This window comes from Hominiventricola aquisgranensis, assembly GCF_040096225.1.
GTDB lineage: Bacteria > Bacillota > Clostridia > Lachnospirales > Lachnospiraceae > Hominiventricola > Hominiventricola aquisgranensis.
Genome location: NZ_JBBMFC010000027.1, coordinates 15,268 through 35,295 on the forward strand (window position 1 = coordinate 15,268; position 20,028 = coordinate 35,295).

The following is a 20,028-nucleotide window of genomic DNA, read 5'->3' on the forward strand; positions in this document are numbered from 1 at the left end:
GACGCTCCATTATTTTTCAAGAAATACGCCGATCTTACCTAAATCTTCACTGATCAGAACCTTACGGAAGTCTCCTTTCTCAGCGAAGCCGACTTCCAGCATCTGATCAAAGACGGTCTTCAAAGGTTGGTAGAATCCGTCGATATCGAAGAGCACGCAAGGCTTGTCCTCGATGCCAAGCCTTGCCAGCGAGATCACATCGGTGATCTCATCCAGCGTTCCCGGTCCGCCCGGCAATGCCACATAGGCATCCGAAAGTTCAATCATCTTCGCCTTCCGTTCCGCCATATCTTTTGTCTCAATATAAGCTGTCAGACCCGGATGACGCCTCTTCTGGATAGATTCCACCGCCGGGAGGACACCCGTCACCGTTCCACCATGCTCCAGAACCGCATCTGCAACGATTCCCATCAGACCACCCTGTGCACCACCATATACCAGTGTATGACCATGCTCACCGATCCATGTCCCCAGTGCTCTGGCGCCTTTTTCAAACTGCTCCTTATTTCCAGAAACAGATCCACAATAAACCGCAATATTCATGCTCCATCTTCCTTTTCCCAAAAGCTTTACATGGAGATCCAGCCAAATGCATTTGCCACAGAGCTTGCCAGAATGATCGCTGCAAAGATCGGACACAGATATTTGATCATAAAATTAAAAATAGCTTTTCTGCGGAATTTATTTTCTCCATGCATCACTTCTTCTTCGATGCCATTCACACCAATGACTCTGGACACCAGCAGACAGATCGCAATCGCCGCGATCGGCATCATCACAGAGTTAGTCAGGAAATCAAAGAAATCCAGGAACTGCATACCGATGATCGTCACCCCTGCCAGCGGACCATATCCAAGAGAAGAAAGGCTTCCAAGCGCGATCACGATCACTCCAATCAATACCGTTGATTTTTTACGGCTCCATTTCAGTTCATCCTCGAAGGTAGATACTGCACTTTCTGTCAGTGCAATAGAACTTGTCAGTGCAGCAAACAGCACCAGTATAAAAAACATTACTCCGACAAGAGTTCCCAGCCCCATATTTTCAAATACCTTCGGAATGGTAATGAACATCAGCGCCGGACCTGCCTGCAACGTATCCGGGTCTCCGCCGGAAAATGCAAATACCGCCGGAATGATCATCAAGCCTGCCATGATCGCAATGGCTGTATCAAAGATTTCCACGTTCTGTGTGGAATCTTCAATAGAGATGTCTTTTTTCATGTAAGAACCAAAGGTGATCAGAATACCCATGGCAATGGACAGAGAGTAGAACATCTGTCCCATGGCGGATACCACCGTCATCCAGGAGAAATTATCCACATTTGGCACCAGGAAATATTTCACACCTTCAATAGCACCCGGTCTTGTCACAGAATATGCCGCAATGATCACAGACAATACCACAAGAATCGGCATCATAAATTTGGATACCCTTTCAATTCCATTGCGGACTCCCGCATAAATGATGACCAGTGTGATCAGTGCAAACACAATAAAGCAAAGTTCTGTGGACACGCCATTGGAAATAAATGCAGAGAAATATCCATCCTCTGCTACCTGATGAGCATTTCCACGTATATATTCCACCAGATATTTGATAACCCAGCCGCCGATAACTGAATAATAAGGAACGATCAGGATCGGTATGATCGCATTGATCCATCCGCCGGCTGACAGCCAGCCAGATTTACCAAAGGACTGAAATGCTCCGACCGGACTTTTCTTCGTCATACGACCGATGGATGTCTCAGCAATGATCATGCTGTATCCAAAGGTCAGTGCCAGAATGATATAAATCAGCAGAAAGATTCCGCCGCCATATTTTGCTGCAAGATATGGAAATCTCCATATATTTCCCAGTCCCACGGATGCACCTGCCGCTGACAGCACGAATCCGATCTTGCCGGAAAATGTACTCCTTTTATGCTCATGTTTGTTCATAGATACCCTTCCTCTTTTCATGTATAATCTGTGTTTTTGCAGACATATGGTCTTCCCCCTGAATCTGCCTGCACGCATACTAGATAGTGTATCATATTCCCACTTTGGTTGCAACATCGCATACCCGGCAGGTATGTTTTATTTGCATAAGCATAATACGGCTACTTGACAGTTATTTATCATTTATTCTAATATGATAAGTAGTCAGAACAAAGGAGGTACATCATGAAAAAAATCACACTAAATCCTGACGCTGAAGTGGTCAAGACCGTAAAAGAAGGCTTAAAGCGCACCGGCGGCTACTGTCCCTGCAGATTAGAACGTACCGAAGAAAACAAATGTATGTGCAAAGAATTCCGGGATCAGATTAATGATCCGGATTTCGAAGGATTTTGCCACTGTATGTTATATTACAAATCCAAATAGTCACCCGGCATTGCCAGATAACCGAATAACCTGGAACAAAAGAAAATTCATATGGAGGACTTCATTATGAAAATGATTACTTTAGGAACCACAGGCATCACTGTTCCGCAAAATGCATTTGGCGCACTCCCGGTACAGCGAGTGAACATGGACACGGCAGTCCAGATCCTGCGCAGAGCTTATGAGGGCGGCATGCGTTTCTTTGACACCGCCAGAGCTTATAGCGACAGCGAAGAAAAACTGGGACATGCATTTGAAGGCATGCGTGACAAGATCTTCATTGCCAGCAAGACCATGGGACGCACCCCGAAAGATTTCAAAGAACAGCTGGACACATCCTTACGTCTGCTGAAGACTGACTATCTGGACATCTATCAGTTCCACTGTGTGGATCAGTGCTACCGCCCAGGCGACGGGACTGGCATGTACGAATGTATGCTGGAAGCAAAAGAACAAGGAAAGATCCGTCATATCGGTGTCACTTCCCATAAGCTTGACGTCGCCAAAGAATGTATTGAATCTGGATTATATGAAACTTTACAGTTTCCTTTTAGTTATATTTCCACCGAAAAAGAACTGGAGCTTGTCCGCATGTGTAAGGAACACAATATGGGATTTATTGCCATGAAAGGTCTTGCCGGAGGTCTGATCAACAACTCCAGAGCTGCTTTTGCTTTCATGACTCAATTTGACCATGTACTTCCAATCTGGGGCATCCAGAAGATGTCTGAGCTGGAAGAATGGCTTTCCTACATGGATCAGCCACCCGCTCTGGATGATGAGATCCTCTCTTTCATCGAGAAAGAGAAAAGTGAACTGATCGGCGACTTCTGCCGCGGCTGCGGATACTGCATGCCATGTCCGGCAGGGATCCTGATCAACAACTGTGCCCGCATGTCCCTCATGGTCCGCCGTGCACCTTCCAAGGCTTGGCTTAACGAGACCTGGCAGGAAAATATGAAGAAGATCGAAGGATGTCTCCATTGCAACCAGTGCATGAAGAAATGTCCGTATCAGCTTAATACACCGGAACTGCTCCAGAAAAACTATGAAGATTATAAAAAGATTCTCGCTGGGGAAGTGCAGGTGTAAGGGATTTTTATGAGCCGTGCGCAGTTCGTGACCTTCGGTCACTCACTCGCGGGCTTCGCCCTATGACGCCTACCATACAAAGCTTTATGAATGCAAGCATTCAAAAGCTTTCCATGGTATTCGTCGCACGGCTCATGCTTTACGCGCACATCCCACCTAGCATGCCGCCAAGGAGACACAGCACCATAGTCGTCACGAAGTTGGCGGCAGTCTGGTCAAGCTGTCGGTTCACGGCAAGGGAGACGAGCAGCATGATTCCAAAATACAGGAGCCCCACAAGAATTCCCCAAAGAAACTTCTTGTTTTTCATCATTTTCCCACTTAAGAATCCACCAGCAAAGCAGGATAAAATATAGGTCACAATGATCATGATCCGTACTTTTCCTTCGCTTAATTCAAAGCGATATAAAAGTCCTGCGGTCAGCAGAAGCAGAAGTCCTGTCACAATGTAGGATGCAACCAATGCTTTCAGCATCCGCACAGCCTGATCGATATATGTATAAGGATATTTCATATGCACACTCCCCTTTCTTTCGCTAGTTCATTTTATGTGTGGACACCAGCTTCTATGTCACATGTTTCGTTCTCTGCCTATTGCATTTTTTTTTGATTTATCGTATATTAGATGATAACTGTACATCAATACATTTAGTTAAAAGGAGTGAATTTACTTTGGATTCAAGTGACGCCATACAGGTGCTGATATTGATTGCCCTGATTGGTCTCTCCGCGTATTTTTCATCGTCGGAGACTGCACTGCTGACAGTCAGCAAGATCCGTATCCGTAATCTCATCGAAGACGGGAATCCCCAAGCGGTGATTCTTGGCAAGGTGATTGAGGATCAGGGAAAGATGCTGAGTGCCATTTTAATTGGAAACAACATTGTGAACATTTCCGCTTCCTCCCTGGCAACGATCCTCACGACCAGGTGGCTGGCCGGAACCGGACTTGCCGCTGTGGCAGCCGGCATTTCTACTGGTGTTCTCACACTGATCGTACTGGTATTCGGTGAGATCACACCTAAGACCTGTGCTACGATCAATGCCGAAAAGATTGCTCTCGCCAACGCAAAGATCATCTACACATGGATGGTGATTGCCACCCCGCTGATCTTCATCATGAACAAGCTGTCCCTTGGTATTCTCTTTCTTATGAGAGTGGATCCCAATGCAAAATCTGACAGCTATACTGAGGAAGATATCCGTACAATCGTGGATGTCAGCCACGAGGACGGCGTGATCGAGCCAGAAGAACGCGACATGATCAACAATGTTTTTGATTTTGGAGACGCCACCGCAAAGGACATCATGGTTCCCAAAGTGGACATGAGTTTTATGAATGTGAATTATACCTATCAGGAAGTCATCGATCTGTACAGCGAGGATAAATACACTCGTTATCCAGTCTACGAAGACAGCACAGATAACGTGATTGGAATGATCAATGTAAAAGACCTGCTGATCTACGATGACAAAGAACATTTTAATGCAAGAAATGTCCTGCGAAGTGTGCTTTTCACACATGAACATAAAAAAACTTCCGACCTTCTCTTTGAGATGCGGAAAAGTTCTACCAATATGGCAATCGTATTGGATGAATACGGCGTTACAGCCGGAATGGTCACCATCGAGGATCTTCTGGAAGAGATCGTTGGCGACATCCGTGATGAGTATGACGAGGATGAGGAACAGCTTGTCACCCGTCTCTCTGATCAGGAATACATTGTTGCAGGAGCCATGAATCTGGATGACCTGAACGATGCACTGGATCTGGAGGAAAAAGGACTTTCTCTGGAATCCGAAGATTACGACTCCGTCGGCGGTATTATTATTGAACTTCTTGACCGTCTCCCTGAAGTCGGTGATGAAGTCACTACAGAAAACGGCATCCGCCTCGTGGTTGATTCTGTGGAAAAGAACCGGATCAAAAATGTGCACATTTATCTTCCGGATCCGCCTGCTGCTGAAGATACCAAAGAAGAATAATTTACGTCAAAAAAGCGGACTGCTGAATGCTCAGTTGTCCGCTTTTTATAAATATGTCTGACCAGTGTCATTCGCAAACACCAGACAAATACCTATACATCAAGGAGGATTTCCAGAAATGGGAACAATATTCAAATTTCACACGGATGTGGATACCGACCAGATCATTGCATCTCAGTATCTGCTTTTCCCGACGATCGACGAAATGAAAACACATACCTTCGAGTCTCTCGATCCGGATTTTGCATCCAAAGTAAAACCCGGCGATTTTGTAGTCGCTGCTGAGAATTTCGGCTGCGGTTCTTCCAGAGAGCAGGCTCCAAGTGTCTTAAAAGCTTTAGGTGTACGCGCTGTGATTGCAAAATCATTTGCACGTATTTTTTACCGCAACTCCATCAACATCGGTCTTCCGGTCATTGTCTGCAAAGACCTGTATGACCACATCGAGGACGGTGACCAGATGGAGCTGTCCCTGACAGACGGCATTGCTTCCGTAAACGGGCAGGAATTTGTCTGCACCAAGCTTCCGCCATACATGCAGAACATTCTGGATCAGGGTGGCCTGATCGCATCATTGAACAAGGAGGAAGACTAATATGGGAATGACCATTGCCGAGAAAATTATTGCACGGGCTGCTGGTGTAGAATCCGTTCGCCCGGGTGATATTCATACCGTAGAAGTGGATCGCCTCATGAGCAACGACGGAACCACACATCTGACCATTGATATGTACAATACAAAATTAAAGCATCCACACATTGCCGATGTGAGCAAGTTGGTCTGGATCGTGGATCACAACGTTCCGTCTGACAGCCCAAAGACTGCTGCTTCCCAGAAAAAAATGCGTGATTTTGCCAAAGAACACGGCATTACCTTCTATGAGGGACAAGGTGTCTGCCATCAGATCATGATGGAGAATCATGTATGCCCCGGCGAGCTGATCTTCGGTGCTGACAGCCACACCTGCGCTTATGGTGCACTGGGTGCATTTGGTACCGGTGTTGGATGTACTGACTACCTCTATGCCATGGTCACCGGTAAATCCTGGGTTCTGGTTCCGGAGACTCTGCGTTTTAACCTGACCAGAAAGCTGCCGGAAGGTGTCTATGCCAGAGATCTGATCCTTACCATCATCGGTAAGATTGGTGCCAACGGAGCCAACTACAAAGCTATGGAATTTGCAGGTGAAGGCTTAAAAACACTGACCATGAGTGACCGTATTGCCATCTGCAACCTCTGTGTGGAAGCCGGTGCCAAGACTGCTCTTATGGAAGTGGATGATATTGCTCTTGATTATCTTCATGAACATGGCCGCGAGCCGAAAGCATGCTTTGTCAGCGATGAGGATGCTGTCTTTGCAGCCACTTATGATATTGACCTGTCTACCATCACTCCTATTGTGGCAAAACCTCATTTTGTGGATAATGTATGCCCTGCCAGAGAAGCTGTCGGTATCAAGATCGATGAGGCATTCTTAGGTTCCTGCAACAACGGACGTATCGAAGATCTCCGTGTGGGAGCTGCTCTCTTAAAAGGCAGAAAAGTGCATCCTCTGGTCCGTTTTCTGGTGGTTCCTGCCAGTCAGGCCGTTTATAAAGAAGCCTTAAAAGAAGGGCTGCTCCAGATCTTCATGGAATCCGGAGCCATTGTTATGAACCCCAACTGCAGTGTCTGCTGGGGAAGCTGCCAGGGCGTCATCGGAGAAGGAGAGACTTTGATCAGTACCGGCACCCGTAATTTCAAGGGACGTGCAGGACACCGTGATTCCTTCGTCTATCTGGCAAGTGCCGCTACAGTTACCGCATCCGCTATCAAAGGGGAAATCACGACTGTAGATATGCTGGACTAATTTGTACCGGACAATTACGGCTCTGAATGAATATTTAACGACACATAAAAGGAGACTTCATATATGAGTGAAACATTTACTGGAAAAGTATGGGTTCTGGGCGATGATATTGATACTGACATCATCATTCCCACCGAGTACCTGGCATTGAAAACAGTGCAGGACATGACCCCTTACGCATTTTCTCCGCTCCGCCCGGAACTCGCATCCCAGATCAAGCCTGGCGATATCATCGTAGCCGGCAAGAATTTCGGCTGTGGTTCTTCCAGGGAACAGGCGCCGGAGATCATCAAGGCACTGGGCATCCGCTGCGTGATCGCCAGATCCTTTGCCCGGATCTTCTTCCGCAATTCCATCAACAACGGGCTTCTGCTCATTGAGAACCCCGATCTTCGCGATGTAGTGACCGAAGGTGAAAAGATCGAGGTTACCGTTGGAGAAAAAGTTGTCTGTGACGGAAAAGAGTACCCGATCGCATCTCTTCCACAGAACCTGATGGACATTATCAATGCAGGCGGACTGGTAAAAGCCATGCGCCAGCTGAACGGACTGGAGGACTAGCAGATGGGACAGACTATTATTGAAAAAATTGTAAGCCGCAATGTGGGCCACTCTGTTCGCCCTGGCGACATTGTAACCGTAAATGTGGACCGCGTCATGATCCACGACATCTTTATTCCGTTTGTAGCTGAAAAGTTTGAAGAAATGGGATTCAAGAAGCTGTGGGATCCAGACAAGGTTGTTCTGATCTATGATCATCTGGTTCCTGCCAGCCAGGTGGATGACACCAGACATTTTCATGTTGGAAATGCATTTGCCGAGAAATACGGCATGAAACATGTACACAGAAGCGATGGCATCTGCCATCAGCTTATGACTGAAGCCCTGTATGTAAAGCCAGGAAATATTGTATTCGGAACCGACAGCCACACCACCACATACGGCTGTGTGGGCGCTTTTTCTTCCGGTATCGGTTACACCGAGATGGCAAGTATTCTTGGAACTGGCACTATGTGGATCAAAGTACCGCAGACAATCAAAGTGGTGATTGAAGGAAAGCTTCCTTCTAATGTAACTTCCAAAGATATCATCCTGACTTTGATCGGAGATCTCCGCGCAGACGGTGCAACCTATCAGGCTCTGGAGTTTTCCGGTGATACTGTGGAAAATATGAGTGTTGCCAGCCGTATGACCATGTCAAATATGGCTATCGAGGCAGGAGCAAAATGTGCCCTGTTCACACCGGATGAGAAGACCGCAGAATACTGCCAGATCGAGCTTACCGATGCAGAACGTTCACTGGTTGGTGATCCGGATGCTGAATATGTCCGCACCATCCACTACAATGCAGAAGATTTTGTACCAGTACTTGCCTGCCCGTCTCAGGTGGACAACATCCATCCAGTCAGCGAGCTTATTGGCACTTCCATTGATCAGGTGTTTATTGGTTCCTGTACCAATGGCCGTCTGGAGGATCTTCAGCGCGCAGCCGCTGTACTGAAAGGCAAAAAAGTAGCTCCGTTCACCAAGCTGATCGTGACTCCTGCCAGTCGTAAGATCTACGAGCAGGCTCTGGCAGACGGAACACTTCTTACACTGGCAGAAGCCGGTGCCATGATCACTCACCCAAGCTGCGGTCTGTGCTGCGGCCGTACCGGCGGTATTCTGACCGATGGTGAGCGTGTGGTAGCCACCAATAACCGTAACTTCCTGGGACGTATGGGAACCTCCAAAGTGGAGATCTTCCTCGCTTCCCCAGTCACTGCTGCGGCCTGTGCAGTTGCAGGTAAGATCGTAGTTCCGGAAGTGCAGTAACTTCTTCAAGTATATAACCAGAAATCATACATACAAAGCGAGTGCGGGAATCAGTATGCTGCGCTGCTATGCATTGAAGAATACAGCTGCGCATGATTTGTACGAATTATGCAGACATATGTGTCCGTATAAGGCGTACAAATCGTGTGTGGCTGTCTTATTCACTGCATACGAGCTCATACGATTCCCGCGCTCGCTTTTATTACATTTTTGTTATTTTTTAATTCTTACTACATTTCCGTCTACACTGAGTCCTTTGATACTTCTCAGGAAACCAGATACTCGGCTATAACCGTAGTCCTTCAAGTCAAATCCATTATACCGGTTCTTCAGTTCTTCATTGATCATGGCAAGATTATCTACCGTTCCTCCATTTTTCTGAATGATTGAGAGAATCTCTTTTTCAATCTTTTCTCTGGAAACTTTCTCCATCTTACCAACCCGGTAATTGTTATTTTCCCTGTGTACCCGAAGGATCGGCAGTTCCTGCGTCAGAAAGACACTCAACTTGGAATACCCATAATTTCGCACATCAAAGTCCGGAAACTTATCAGACAGCCGCTGTCCCACCAACGCCAGGTCTACTTCTCCTCCAACCTCATTCAAGAGAGATAGAATCGCATTTTCCACATTTTCAATGCTGGTGACACTATCATCTCCACCTGAACCTGTCTGGGATGTGGATACATGACTGTTATCCTTGCCTGCATCATTGATCAGATTCAGATGGACAAATTTGTTGCAAGCCCTGGTCAGTGCAAGTGGCGTCTTGGATTCTCCCATACCAAGCACATACTTCTTCTCCTCCCTGAGCCGCATGGCCAGTCTGGTAAAGTCGCTGTCACTGGTTACCAGACAGAATCCGTCCACCTTATTCTGGTAAAGCAGATCCATAGCATCAATAACCATAGCCATATCCGTGCTGTTTTTGCCGGATGTGTAGGAAAACTGCTGAATCGGCGTCACCGAATACTCCAGCAGAATATTTTCCTTCCAGCCAGACTCTTTGGACCAGTTGCCGTAGATCCTCCGGCAGGAAGCAAATCCATATTTCTCCAGCTCGTCAAAAATCACCTGTACATATCTGGCGCTGACATTTTCCGCATCGATCAGCACCGCAAACTGCATCTTTTCTTCCCGTTCCATCACATTCTCCATCGCTTTATGCCTTCTGGGAGTCGGCCACTTCAATGGTCTCTCCTGCGATCCGCAGCAGATCCTCAATCTCTTCCAGAGACATATCCAGATAGAGGGACAGTTCATCCGGAGATACCTGTCTGCCCAGATCCTCGGTCAGCTCACTTATAGCATCTGCCATCTTGTTCAGCTTCTCTGTAATCTCGTCACCGGTGCTCTTCTCTCCCTCCTGCTCATCCAGAGCAGAACGGATCGCATGGCGGATCTCCTTTTCCAGATGTTCCTCAGAAGTCAGTCCTTCTTCCATAAGTCCCAATGTGTCCAGTCCGATCAGCAATCCGATATTTCCTTCCTGGATCAGGTCCTGGATCATCATTCCCCGATGAGCATAGTCTTCCGCGATCTCCAGCACCCAATTCATATAATGCTCAGCCAGTCGATGTTTTGCCTGCACATCACCATCTGCTGCCTTCGCAAACAGTCCAACTTTTTCTTCTTCCGCACACTGTCGAAAAGCCTTCCGATCCTTTTCATACTGCTTCAAAAATTCCTGTTCTTCCTGGGAATAAGGTGTATCCTCCACCTTGGGAAGTTCTGCTCCCTCCACATGAATATGCTTGGAAGCCAGATAAGCATACACCAGTTTCATCTGCTCTTCGCCAAGATCCATATCCTCCAGAAATTCCTTCACATCTGCTTTGGTAAGTTTCCTGTCTTTTGTCTCTGCACTGGCTGCCAGCGCCGCCAATGCTGTCTTAAATTTTGTCTGTTGATCCATTTTCTATCCTCTTTTCTACTTTTCTACGAATTTTGTTCCTTTTTCTGGTTTAATGATACAATAAACACGGTGGATAATACAAATACAAATCCAATCAGGTCAATCATCTGAAACTCTACTTTCAACCACAGCACAGAGATCACCGTTGCTGCCACAGGCTCTACACACGCAAGCATGCTCGCATTGGTTGCTCCTACCATCTGCACACCTGTCAGGTAGCAGTAAAATGCCAAGATCGTTCCCAGCAAAATGATGACTGCCAGTGCCAGAATGGTCTCCCCATCCACAACAGGATGGATCTTCCATGGCTGCCGCAGCGCTGTCAATGCCAGACCGCCGATAAACATACCCCATCCGATGGTCAGAAGTGTCGTATATTTTTTCATCAAATATGCAGGCTGCAACGTGTAAACAACCAGTGCTACCGCCGCCACCATTCCCCAGAACAATGCCTGTGGCAGAATTGCCAGTTCTGACGGATTTCCATGGGTTGCCAGAATAAATGTTCCGAACATAGAGCAGAACAATGCAACCACCTCATATATTTTCGGTCTTCTGCGGTTCCGAATACACAGATACACAAGGATCATGGCCGGTCCTGTGTACTGCAGCACCGTGGCTGTTCCTGCGTTGGAATACTGGATCGTTGTGAAATACCCGTATTGACAAAGCATCATGCCAATAAGCGCAAAGATCAGAATGTCCCGCCGCCCCCGCGCTTCTCTCCACATGGCAAATACATTTTCTCTGTCTTTGATGAATAACAGAAGCAGAATCAATGCTCCGGCTCCGGTCAGTCGGATCGGTACCAGCCAGTCCGATGTCACTTCTTTATATTGAAACAAAAACTGGCCACAGCTTCCGCACAATCCCCAGAATACAGCACCTGTCAAAGTCATAATAATCCCCAATGCCTGTCTGTTCTTTTCCGTATTCATCTCTTCTGCCTCCTGAATGGGTCTGTAACATAAATCTCTGCCCATCATACCTTATCTATGAAAAAAAATCCAGTCCCTGACTTCCTTTTATAATTTTCAGAATTTTTTTATGTTTTTCTAAAAACAATTATTTTTTCATTGACGTTTTCAGTATCTTATGCTAGCATAAGGTTAATTTAAGACATCGAATGACGAAACCGGGAGAGACACAAGAATGTGCGCCGAAGGGGATGAAGAACTCTCAGGCAAAAGGACCTGTTTCCGACGAATCTCTGGAAAGCAGCAACGAAGTTGCACCGAAGAAGCAACCGATTACAACAGTTCGGGTAATCTTTCAGGTTAAGATGACAGAGCGCAGAACAAATTTACGTTTGTTCTGCGCTTTTTTGTTATCAAAAATCTCTTCATCCATCATTTTGATGTCAGAAAAGGAGGAATGCACCTATGGAAAAAACAACACCGCTCTATGCCACCCATCAGGCACACGGAGGCAAGATCGTTCCCTTTGCAGGTTATCTTCTGCCAGTCCAGTACCAGACTGGTGTGATTGCTGAACATATGGCAGTCCGTGAAGCCTGCGGTCTCTTTGATGTATCCCATATGGGAGAAATTCTTTGTGAAGGTCCTGGCGCGCTGAAGCTGCTCAATCATCTGCTGACCAATGATTTCACTAACATGTATGACGGTCAGGCCAGATACAGTCTCATGTGCTATGAAGACGGAGGCTGTGTGGATGATCTGATCGTTTACAAAGTACGGGATGAACATTATTTCATTGTCGTAAATGCAGCCAACAAGGATAAGGATTTTGCATGGATGAAAGCACATGAGCAGGATGTAGAGGGAGCCGTTCTCACAGACATTTCCGATTCCGTTGCTCAGATTGCTGTGCAAGGGCCAAAAGCCCACGAGATATTGGCAAAGCTTCTGCCGGAAGAGGATTTTCCGGTGAAATACTATAGCGCCTGCTTCGACCGAACCATCGGCGGCATGCGCTGCGTAGTCTCCAAGACTGGTTACACCGGATCGGCCGGATATGAACTTTATCTTGCTGCAGAAGATGCCGCTTCCATGTGGGAACTTCTGCTGAAGACAGGCAAAGAAGAAGGGCTGATCTGCTGTGGACTGGGTGCCCGCGATACGCTCCGACTGGAAGCTGGTATGCCTCTGTATGGTCATGAGATGAACGAGACTGTCACCCCTCTGGAGACCGGACTTGGCTTCTGCGTAAAGTTTTCCAAAGAAGAATTTATCGGAAAAGAAGCTCTGGAAAAAAGTGAACCAGTCAAAACCCGCGTAGGACTGAAAGTCACCGGCCGGGGTATTGTCAGGGAACATATGCCAGTATTCTCCGGTGATACACAGGTCGGAATGACTACCTCTGGCACGCATGCTCCCTACCTTGGCTATCCGATCGCCATGGCTCTTGTAGACAAAGCATATGCTGAGATTGGAACAAAACTGACTGCCGATGTCCGCGGCCGCAAAGTAGAGATGGAAGTAGCCGCTCTTCCGTTCTATTCCAAAACCAAATAATCATTTTAATAAAATCATAGGAGGATCTATTATGAACTGTCCAGAAACATTACGTTATTCCAAATCACATGAATGGGTAAAAATGGAGGAAGGAATCGCTGTGATCGGTCTTACCGACTACGCACAGAGTGAGCTTGGTGATCTGGTATTTGTCAATCTGCCGGAGGTAGATGATACTGTTACCGCTGGAGAAGCACTGGGCGATGTTGAATCTGTCAAAGCTGTATCCGATATTTTCTGCCCGGTATCCGGAACGGTCTGCGAAGTCAATGAAGAACTTCTGGATCATCCGGAGCTGATCAACGAAGCTCCATATGATGCATGGCTCATTAAAGTAAAAGAAATCACCGATGAAGAAGAGCTTCTCGATGCTGCTGCATATGAAGCTCACTGTCAGGCAGAAAGCGAAGGCTAATCTGCCAGAATCTATCTACAGGAGGTAACTGACATGGGTTCTTACATACCAAGTACCAGAGAAGAACGTCTCTCGATGCTGGAATCCATCGGCATACATTCTTTTGATGAACTGTATGCCGATATTCCAGAAAAGCTTCGCTTCAAAGACGGTCTCTCTTTGCCATCCGGACTTTCCGAACTGGAAGTATCCCGGAAGATGGAAGAGATTGCTGAAAAAAATACACAATTTACTCATATTTTCAGAGGGGCCGGATCCTATCATCACTATATTCCGGCCATTGTAAAACAAGTCACTTCAAAAGAAGAATTTATTACTGCATACACTCCCTATCAGGCAGAGATCAGCCAGGGACTGCTGCAGTCGATCTTCGAATATCAGACTATGATCTGTGAACTGACCGGCATGGATGTATCCAATGCCTCTGTCTATGACGGTGCAACTGCTGCTGCGGAGGCTGCTGCCATGTGCCGTGACCGGAAACGGGGAACCATCTGTGTCAGTGCTTCCGTGGACCCGAAGATCCTCTCTGTGATCCGCACCTACTGCTTTGGTTCCGGTGCACCTCTTGTGGTCCTTCCGGAAAAAGAAGGTCTCACAGATCTGGAAAGCTGGAATTCTATGGATACCTCTTCCATTGCCTGCCTGATTATTCAGACTCCGAACTATTACGGACTTGTGGAAGACGGAGCTGCTATCACAGATGCGGTACACGCTTCCGGTGCCAAACTGATCGCAAGCTGCAATCCCATCGCACTTGGTCTTCTGGAAACTCCAGGAGAATTCGGAGCTGATATCGCAGTTGGAGAAGGTCAGCCGCTGGGACTTCCTATGGGATTCGGTGGACCTTATCTTGGCTTTATGGCTTCCACCAAAGACATGATGAGAAAGCTTCCGGGCAGAATCGTGGGGCAGACTACTGATGTGGACGGCAAACGTGCCTATGTCCTGACTCTTCAGGCCAGAGAGCAGCATATCCGTCGTGAAAAAGCAAGCTCCAATATCTGTTCCAACGAAGCACTCTGTGCCATGACTGCAGCAGTCTATCTATCCGCTATGGGAAGTGCCGGACTTGAAAAAGTGGCTTCTTCCTGTATGGCAAATGCCCGCTATCTGCTGGAAGGACTGACTGCCCTTGGATTTACCAGAAAATATACAGGCGAGTTCTTCCATGAATTTGTGACGATCTGCCCCTGTGATGCAGCTGTCCTCTCCGAAAAGCTGGCTGCTCACGGATATTTATCAGGCCTTGTGACCGGGCAGAAAGAGATGCTCTGGTGCACCACGGAGATGAATACACGATCTGAAATAGATGGTCTTCTTGCTGTGATAAAGGAGGTGCTCGCATGAAACTGATATTTGAAATGGGGGCACCCGGACGAGGCTGCGACCTGATCCCTCCCTGTACAACCCCTGAGATAACTCCAAAAGTACCGCTGCGTAAAAAAGCGCTGCATCTTCCAGAGGTATCTGAGACAGAGCTTAGCCGCCACTATACCGATCTGGCAAAACAGACTCATGGCGTCAATGATGGATTTTATCCCTTAGGCTCCTGTACCATGAAATACAATCCAAAGATCAATGATGCTGCTTCTCTTCTCCCTGGATTTACCAATATCCATCCTCTGCAGGATGAAAAAAATGTTCAGGGATGCCTGGAAGTTCTTTCTTCTATTGAAGAGGCATTATGCGAGATTACCGGAATGCAGGCATGTACCCTGCAGCCAGCAGCTGGTGCTCATGGTGAGTTTACCGGTCTTCTTCTGATCAAGGCATGGCATACCAGCCGCGGTGACAGTAAACGAACCAAGATCATCGTCCCGGATTCTGCACATGGTACTAACCCGGCAAGTGCAGCCATGGCAGGCTTTGATGTGATCAATATCGCTTCTGATGAGCATGGCTGTGTAGATCTGGAAGCTTTAAAAGCTGCTGTTGGTGATGATACTGCCGGACTGATGCTCACCAACCCCAACACCGTGGGATTGTTTGACCCAAATATTGCAGAGATTACACAGATTGTCCATGAAGCCGGCGGCTTATGCTATTACGACGGTGCCAATTTGAATGCTGTTATGGGTGTGGCACGTCCTGGCGATATGGGCTTTGATGTGATGCATCTGAATCTGCATAAGACATTTTCCACTCCGCATGGCGGCGGTGGCCCAGGAAGTGGACCGGTTGCCTGCAAGGATTTTCTGGCACAGTTTCTGCCAGGCCTTCGCATCGGCAAACAGACAGATGGCACTTTCACTGAAGAGACTGCTGCTCACACCATCGGAAATGTCCGCAGCTTTTCTTCCAATTTCCTTGTTGTTGTCCGTGCCTTCTGCTATATTCTGACACTTGGCAGAGAAGGTATCCCGGAAGCATCCACAACCGCTGTGCTGAATGCCAACTACATGATGCACAAGCTCTCCGGCCACTACAAGATGGCATATGACCACACCTGCATGCATGAATTTGTCATGACACTGGAACAGGAAAAGCATGCGCGCAATGTCTCTGCTCTTGATATTGCAAAAGCATTGCTGGATCATGGCATCCATCCGCCTACCATGTATTTCCCGCTGATTGTCCATGAAGCGTTAATGATCGAACCTACTGAGACTGAGAGCCGGGAGACTCTGGACGAGGCTGTACAGATTTTCCTTGATGTTCTGGCTGAGGCTGAAGCACATCCGGAAAAAATGCATGAGTATCCATTGGAAACACCTGTCCGCAGACTGGATGAAGTGGGTGCTGCGCGAAAACCTGTCGTGCGTTATCTGTACGACGAAGAATAACACCCGCAGGAGGAATCTACTATGATACATACACTGACTACCTATGAAAGTACCACCACCGATCCCTATGAAAATCTTGCCGTGGAAGAATATCTTACCTTCCATGTAAAACCGGGAGAATGCATCTTGTATTTATGGCAGAATACACACACCGTTGTGATCGGGCGGAATCAGAATTGCTGGAAAGAGTGTCGTGTATCAGAACTGGAAGCAGACGGCGGCCATCTGGTCCGCCGCCTCTCCGGCGGTGGAGCTGTCTACCATGACCAGGGCAATCTGAATTTTACCTTCTGTATGAGAAAAGAGGATGTAAATGTAAGCCGCCAGCTTCAGGTGATCATAGAAGCTGTGGGTTCTTTTGGACTGACCGCAGAGAAGACCGGACGAAACGATGTAGCGATCAACGGGCAGAAATTTTCCGGAAATGCGTTCTTTGACTCTGACGGATACTATTATCATCATGGAACACTGCTCCTCCATGTGGATACTGCGTCCATGTCCCGGTTTTTGAATCCCTCCAAAGCGAAATTACAATCCAAAGGTGTGGATTCCGTCCGTTCCAGAGTGGTAAATCTGTCTTCTCTTTGTCCTGACATTACAGTAGATACCATGAAACATGCTATGTTTGCCGCATTTTCCAAAGTATATGGATTGCCTGCAACGCCTCTGTGTACGGAACATCTGAATCTTGATACGATTCAGAAAGGCAGAGAACGATTTGCATCTGATCATTGGAAATATGGACAGAAGATACCATTTACCAATCGACTGGAACAGCGGTTTTCATGGGGTGAAGTCAATCTTGATCTTCATGTAAATGAAGGACAGATCACCGAAGCTCTGCTTTCTTCCGATTCAATGGAAGCAGACTGGTTTTCTGATATTGGTACAGAATTCCAGGGTCTCCCCTATCGTACCGATATTCTCTGCAAAGCATTGGACCGCTCACTGGAACAGCATCTGGTCCCGGCGGATATCCGTGCTGATCTGTGCCAGATGGTACAGGAACAAATCTAACGAAAAGGAGAACACTCATCCATGGCAGAACTGACAACAACTATCTATGACCTGACTGTTATCGGTGCTGGTCCCGGCGGATATGAAGCAGCTCTGGAAGCGGCAAAGCTTGGACTTCGCACCGCTTTGATTGAAAAGGATTCTCTGGGAGGAACCTGCCTGAACCGGGGATGCATCCCCACCAAAACATTACTCCATTCTGCCAAGCTCTATGAAGAAGTCCGCGATGCTGCACAGTTTGGCATCTCTATAGACCATGTACAAGCTGATCTGAGCGGCATTCAAGAGCATAAACAGGCAACTATCACGACTCTGCAAAAGGGAATCGCTGCTCTTCTGAAAGCGGCAAAAGTTACGATTTATCAGGGACTTGGAACCGTTATTGATACAGGTGTTTCCCATGCCGAGGCAATCAAAGAAGTACAGATCACTTCTGACGACGCGGATCCTGACACCATCAAGACCAGACAGATCCTGCTGGCATCCGGCAGTGTTCCCTCTATCCCACCGATTCCCGGACATGATCTTCCAGGCATTATGACCAGTGATGAACTGCTCTCCTGGGATAAGGAACCATTTTCTTCTCTGCTGATCATCGGCGGAGGTGTGATTGGTGTGGAATTTGCCGGAATCTGGCAGACACTGGGAACAAAAGTCACGATTCTGGAAGCCCTTCCTTCCCTGATCGCAAACATGGATAAAGAGCTGGGACAGAGCCTGAAGCTCTCCCTGAAGAAAAAAGGTGCCGATATCCACACAGGTGCCAAAGTACAGTCTCTGGAATCCACCGAAGATGGCATCTTATGCACCTACACGGAAAAAGATACAGTCTGCACCTGCACAGCTCAGGCTGTTCTGATCGCTACCGGTCGAAAACCTTATACAGCCGGTCTATTTGCTGATGGCCTTGCTCCTTCCATGGAACGAGGACGGATCCTGACTGATGAACATTTTCAGACCAGCATTTCCGGCATCTATGCCATCGGCGATGTAAACGGAAAGCTGCAGCTGGCACATGCTGCTACTGCTCAGGGACTCCATGCGGTCCATCACATCGCTGCCAAATCCACATCCGATACAGATAGTTGTTCTGTCTCCCGGTCAGTTGATCCGATTCTTGATCTCGTTCCATCCTGCATCTATGCTACTCCTGAGATCGCATCTGTAGGACTGACACTGGATCAGGCAAAAGAACAGGGACTTGCTGCTAAAAGCCATAAGATCTTAAGCTCTGCCAACGGAAAATCTGTATTATCCCTTCAGGAACGCGGATTCATGAAGGTAATCTATCTGGAAGAAACCCATGTGATCATCGGTGCCCAGCTTCTATGCGCCCGGGCTACAGATATGATCAGCGAATTTGCCGTTGCCATTGCTCAAAAACTCACTCTGGAAGAAATGGCTTCTGTGATCCGCCCTCATCCTTCCTTCAGTGAAATGATCACTCAAGTCACAACTTTGTAGGCAGTTTCATAGTTTATAAAAAAGCCTGGAAAGGTTTGTGCATTCTATGGCAACAAAAATTGTAATCGATGCCGGACATAATGGACTCAGTGATCCCGGTGCTGTCTATAATGGCCGCCGTGAAAGTGATGATACGCTCCGTCTTGCCATGGCAGTGGGCGAAATTCTCTCCCGCAGCGGATATGATGTGGACTATACCAGAACCGGAAATATCAATCAATCGGTGATTCAGAAAGCCCAGCTTGCCAACGATACAGATGCGGATCTCTTTATCTCCATTCATCGGAATATGAGTGAGGTTCCAGGCAGCTACCATGGTGTCCAGTCTCTGGTCTACGACTTAAGCGGGCCAAAACTCACCATGGCAGAGGCCATCAATAAGAATCTGGAAGGCGTAGGCTTCCGGAATATTAACGTGGAGGCACGGCCGAATCTGGCAGTACTTCGCCGGACAAAGATGCCTGCGATCCTTGTAGAAGTGGGATTTATCGACAATGCTGAAGACAATAAGCTCTTTGACACCCGCCTCGACGAGATCGCCCAGGCTATCGCCGATGGCATCATGGATACGCTGACTTCCATTGAGAATGAAGCTTCTGACGGTCAGCCTGCTGCGGAAAAACCAGTTGACCGTCCTCTCTACCGGGTACAAGTGGGCGCTTTTTATAACCTGCAGAATGCCATCGATCTGGAGCAGGAGCTGAAGCGGATGGGCTATAATACCTGGATCGTAACTGCATAAATAAATTTATGCTATACCCAAAAATTAAGGGGCTGTAAAATAAGTCCCTAATATAAGAAACGCCAATTCCGGCAAATGTCGGTTTTGGCGTTTCTTTGTATTA

At 47.4% G+C, this 20,028-nt stretch carries 20 protein-coding genes and 1 riboswitch; of the genes, 14 read left to right on the plus strand and 6 right to left on the minus strand.

Features of this window, described 5'->3' with window-relative positions; genetic code table 11:
- Positions 1-9 precede the first annotated feature (9 nt).
- Positions 10-543 (minus strand): LOG family protein, encoded by a 534-nt coding sequence (locus WMO62_RS13170; RefSeq protein ID WP_349144928.1) that lies wholly within the window; start codon positions 541-543, stop codon positions 10-12.
- 26 nt (positions 544-569) lie between these two features.
- Positions 570-1,943, minus strand: a complete 1,374-nt coding sequence (locus WMO62_RS13175) for a sodium-dependent transporter (RefSeq protein ID WP_349144929.1) — start codon at positions 1,941-1,943, stop codon at positions 570-572.
- 225 nt (positions 1,944-2,168) lie between these two features.
- Between WMO62_RS13175 and WMO62_RS13180 the strand changes: the two genes are divergently transcribed.
- Positions 2,169-2,369: a ferredoxin-thioredoxin reductase catalytic domain-containing protein gene (locus WMO62_RS13180; protein WP_117496837.1), complete on the plus strand. Its 201-nt coding sequence runs from the start codon at positions 2,169-2,171 to the stop codon at positions 2,367-2,369.
- A gap of 66 nt (positions 2,370-2,435) precedes the next feature.
- Positions 2,436-3,461: an aldo/keto reductase gene (locus tag WMO62_RS13185; RefSeq protein ID WP_349144930.1), complete on the plus strand. Its 1,026-nt coding sequence runs from the start codon at positions 2,436-2,438 to the stop codon at positions 3,459-3,461.
- Between the two features lie 139 nt (positions 3,462-3,600).
- Here the strand turns inward: WMO62_RS13185 and WMO62_RS13190 are convergent, their stop codons facing one another.
- Positions 3,601-3,975, minus strand: a complete 375-nt coding sequence (locus WMO62_RS13190; protein ID WP_349144931.1) for a TIGR04086 family membrane protein — start codon at positions 3,973-3,975, stop codon at positions 3,601-3,603.
- A 158-nt stretch (positions 3,976-4,133) separates the two neighbouring features.
- On the opposite strand from WMO62_RS13190, the gene WMO62_RS13195 reads away from it, so the two are divergent.
- The 5 genes from WMO62_RS13195 (at position 4,134) to WMO62_RS13215 (ending at position 9,112) form a co-directional block, all read left to right on the plus strand.
- Entirely contained in the window at positions 4,134-5,447 is a 1,314-nt protein-coding gene (locus WMO62_RS13195) for a CNNM domain-containing protein (protein WP_147601557.1), read from the plus strand.
- A gap of 118 nt (positions 5,448-5,565) precedes the next feature.
- Positions 5,566-6,042 carry a LeuD/DmdB family oxidoreductase small subunit gene (locus WMO62_RS13200; RefSeq protein WP_117496841.1) on the plus strand — a complete coding sequence of 159 codons (477 nt, stop codon included), beginning with the start codon at positions 5,566-5,568 and terminating at the stop codon, positions 6,040-6,042.
- Position 6,043: 1 nt separating this feature from the next.
- Positions 6,044-7,297 carry a 3-isopropylmalate dehydratase large subunit gene (locus tag WMO62_RS13205; RefSeq protein WP_349144932.1) on the plus strand — a complete coding sequence of 418 codons (1,254 nt, stop codon included), beginning with the start codon at positions 6,044-6,046 and terminating at the stop codon, positions 7,295-7,297.
- A gap of 63 nt (positions 7,298-7,360) precedes the next feature.
- Positions 7,361-7,858: a LeuD/DmdB family oxidoreductase small subunit gene (locus tag WMO62_RS13210; protein WP_117496843.1), complete on the plus strand. Its 498-nt coding sequence runs from the start codon at positions 7,361-7,363 to the stop codon at positions 7,856-7,858.
- A gap of 3 nt (positions 7,859-7,861) precedes the next feature.
- On the plus strand, positions 7,862-9,112 hold the full coding sequence (locus WMO62_RS13215; protein ID WP_349144933.1) for a 3-isopropylmalate dehydratase large subunit: 1,251 nt from the start codon (positions 7,862-7,864) through the stop codon (positions 9,110-9,112).
- A gap of 213 nt (positions 9,113-9,325) precedes the next feature.
- Here the strand turns inward: WMO62_RS13215 and WMO62_RS13220 are convergent, their stop codons facing one another.
- Genes WMO62_RS13220 through WMO62_RS13230 form a run of 3 tightly spaced genes read right to left on the minus strand, consistent with a single transcriptional unit; the run spans position 9,326 to position 11,965 of the window.
- Positions 9,326-10,270 (minus strand): NYN domain-containing protein, encoded by a 945-nt coding sequence (locus WMO62_RS13220; RefSeq protein ID WP_349144934.1) that lies wholly within the window; start codon positions 10,268-10,270, stop codon positions 9,326-9,328.
- 4 nt (positions 10,271-10,274) lie between these two features.
- Positions 10,275-11,027: a sigma-70 domain-containing protein gene (locus WMO62_RS13225; protein WP_349144935.1), complete on the minus strand. Its 753-nt coding sequence runs from the start codon at positions 11,025-11,027 to the stop codon at positions 10,275-10,277.
- 23 nt (positions 11,028-11,050) lie between these two features.
- Complete coding sequence (locus WMO62_RS13230) at positions 11,051-11,965, minus strand: DMT family transporter (RefSeq protein WP_349144936.1); 915 nt, start codon at positions 11,963-11,965, stop codon at positions 11,051-11,053.
- A gap of 188 nt (positions 11,966-12,153) precedes the next feature.
- Positions 12,154-12,232, plus strand: a riboswitch (glycine riboswitch).
- 177 nt (positions 12,233-12,409) lie between these two features.
- Here WMO62_RS13230 and gcvT point away from each other — a divergent pair.
- From gcvT to WMO62_RS13265, 7 genes are read left to right on the plus strand one after another with little or no spacing between them, the layout of a single operon-like run.
- A complete protein-coding gene (gene gcvT, locus WMO62_RS13235) occupies positions 12,410-13,501 on the plus strand; it encodes a glycine cleavage system aminomethyltransferase GcvT (protein WP_349144937.1) in 1,092 nt (363 codons plus the stop codon).
- A 31-nt stretch (positions 13,502-13,532) separates the two neighbouring features.
- Positions 13,533-13,916 (plus strand): glycine cleavage system protein GcvH, encoded by a 384-nt coding sequence (gene gcvH / locus WMO62_RS13240; RefSeq protein ID WP_349144938.1) that lies wholly within the window; start codon positions 13,533-13,535, stop codon positions 13,914-13,916.
- Between the two features lie 33 nt (positions 13,917-13,949).
- Entirely contained in the window at positions 13,950-15,266 is a 1,317-nt protein-coding gene (gene gcvPA / locus WMO62_RS13245; protein WP_349144940.1) for an aminomethyl-transferring glycine dehydrogenase subunit GcvPA, read from the plus strand.
- On the plus strand, positions 15,263-16,702 hold the full coding sequence (gene gcvPB / locus WMO62_RS13250; protein WP_349144941.1) for an aminomethyl-transferring glycine dehydrogenase subunit GcvPB: 1,440 nt from the start codon (positions 15,263-15,265) through the stop codon (positions 16,700-16,702). The genes gcvPA and gcvPB overlap by 4 nt, the downstream gene beginning before the upstream one ends.
- A gap of 21 nt (positions 16,703-16,723) precedes the next feature.
- Positions 16,724-17,719, plus strand: coding sequence for a lipoate--protein ligase (gene lplA, locus WMO62_RS13255; protein WP_349144942.1), 996 nt, complete (start codon positions 16,724-16,726; stop codon positions 17,717-17,719).
- A gap of 21 nt (positions 17,720-17,740) precedes the next feature.
- Complete coding sequence (gene lpdA, locus WMO62_RS13260) at positions 17,741-19,183, plus strand: dihydrolipoyl dehydrogenase (protein ID WP_349144943.1); 1,443 nt, start codon at positions 17,741-17,743, stop codon at positions 19,181-19,183.
- 46 nt (positions 19,184-19,229) lie between these two features.
- Positions 19,230-19,925 (plus strand): N-acetylmuramoyl-L-alanine amidase, encoded by a 696-nt coding sequence (locus WMO62_RS13265; RefSeq protein ID WP_349144944.1) that lies wholly within the window; start codon positions 19,230-19,232, stop codon positions 19,923-19,925.
- The last annotated feature ends 103 nt before the right edge of the window (positions 19,926-20,028 follow it).

Excerpts from the sequence above, each read along its gene's own strand:
- WMO62_RS13170 (WP_349144928.1), bottom strand. The coding sequence starts at position 543 with ATGAATATTGCGGTTTATTGTGGATCTGTTTCTGGAAATAAGGAGCAG.
- WMO62_RS13175 (WP_349144929.1), bottom strand. The coding sequence starts at position 1,943 with ATGAACAAACATGAGCATAAAAGGAGTACATTTTCCGGCAAGATCGGA.
- WMO62_RS13180 (WP_117496837.1), top strand. The coding sequence starts at position 2,169 with ATGAAAAAAATCACACTAAATCCTGACGCTGAAGTGGTCAAGACCGTA.
- WMO62_RS13185 (WP_349144930.1), top strand. The coding sequence starts at position 2,436 with ATGAAAATGATTACTTTAGGAACCACAGGCATCACTGTTCCGCAAAAT.
- WMO62_RS13190 (WP_349144931.1), bottom strand. The coding sequence starts at position 3,975 with ATGAAATATCCTTATACATATATCGATCAGGCTGTGCGGATGCTGAAA.
- WMO62_RS13200 (WP_117496841.1), top strand. The coding sequence starts at position 5,566 with ATGGGAACAATATTCAAATTTCACACGGATGTGGATACCGACCAGATC.
- WMO62_RS13205 (WP_349144932.1), top strand. The coding sequence starts at position 6,044 with ATGGGAATGACCATTGCCGAGAAAATTATTGCACGGGCTGCTGGTGTA.
- WMO62_RS13210 (WP_117496843.1), top strand. The coding sequence starts at position 7,361 with ATGAGTGAAACATTTACTGGAAAAGTATGGGTTCTGGGCGATGATATT.
- WMO62_RS13215 (WP_349144933.1), top strand. The coding sequence starts at position 7,862 with ATGGGACAGACTATTATTGAAAAAATTGTAAGCCGCAATGTGGGCCAC.
- WMO62_RS13220 (WP_349144934.1), bottom strand. The coding sequence starts at position 10,270 with ATGGAGAATGTGATGGAACGGGAAGAAAAGATGCAGTTTGCGGTGCTG.
- WMO62_RS13225 (WP_349144935.1), bottom strand. The coding sequence starts at position 11,027 with ATGGATCAACAGACAAAATTTAAGACAGCATTGGCGGCGCTGGCAGCC.
- WMO62_RS13230 (WP_349144936.1), bottom strand. The coding sequence starts at position 11,965 with ATGAATACGGAAAAGAACAGACAGGCATTGGGGATTATTATGACTTTG.
- gcvT (WP_349144937.1), top strand. The coding sequence starts at position 12,410 with ATGGAAAAAACAACACCGCTCTATGCCACCCATCAGGCACACGGAGGC.
- gcvH (WP_349144938.1), top strand. The coding sequence starts at position 13,533 with ATGAACTGTCCAGAAACATTACGTTATTCCAAATCACATGAATGGGTA.
- gcvPA (WP_349144940.1), top strand. The coding sequence starts at position 13,950 with ATGGGTTCTTACATACCAAGTACCAGAGAAGAACGTCTCTCGATGCTG.
- gcvPB (WP_349144941.1), top strand. The coding sequence starts at position 15,263 with ATGAAACTGATATTTGAAATGGGGGCACCCGGACGAGGCTGCGACCTG.
- lplA (WP_349144942.1), top strand. The coding sequence starts at position 16,724 with ATGATACATACACTGACTACCTATGAAAGTACCACCACCGATCCCTAT.
- lpdA (WP_349144943.1), top strand. The coding sequence starts at position 17,741 with ATGGCAGAACTGACAACAACTATCTATGACCTGACTGTTATCGGTGCT.
- WMO62_RS13265 (WP_349144944.1), top strand. The coding sequence starts at position 19,230 with ATGGCAACAAAAATTGTAATCGATGCCGGACATAATGGACTCAGTGAT.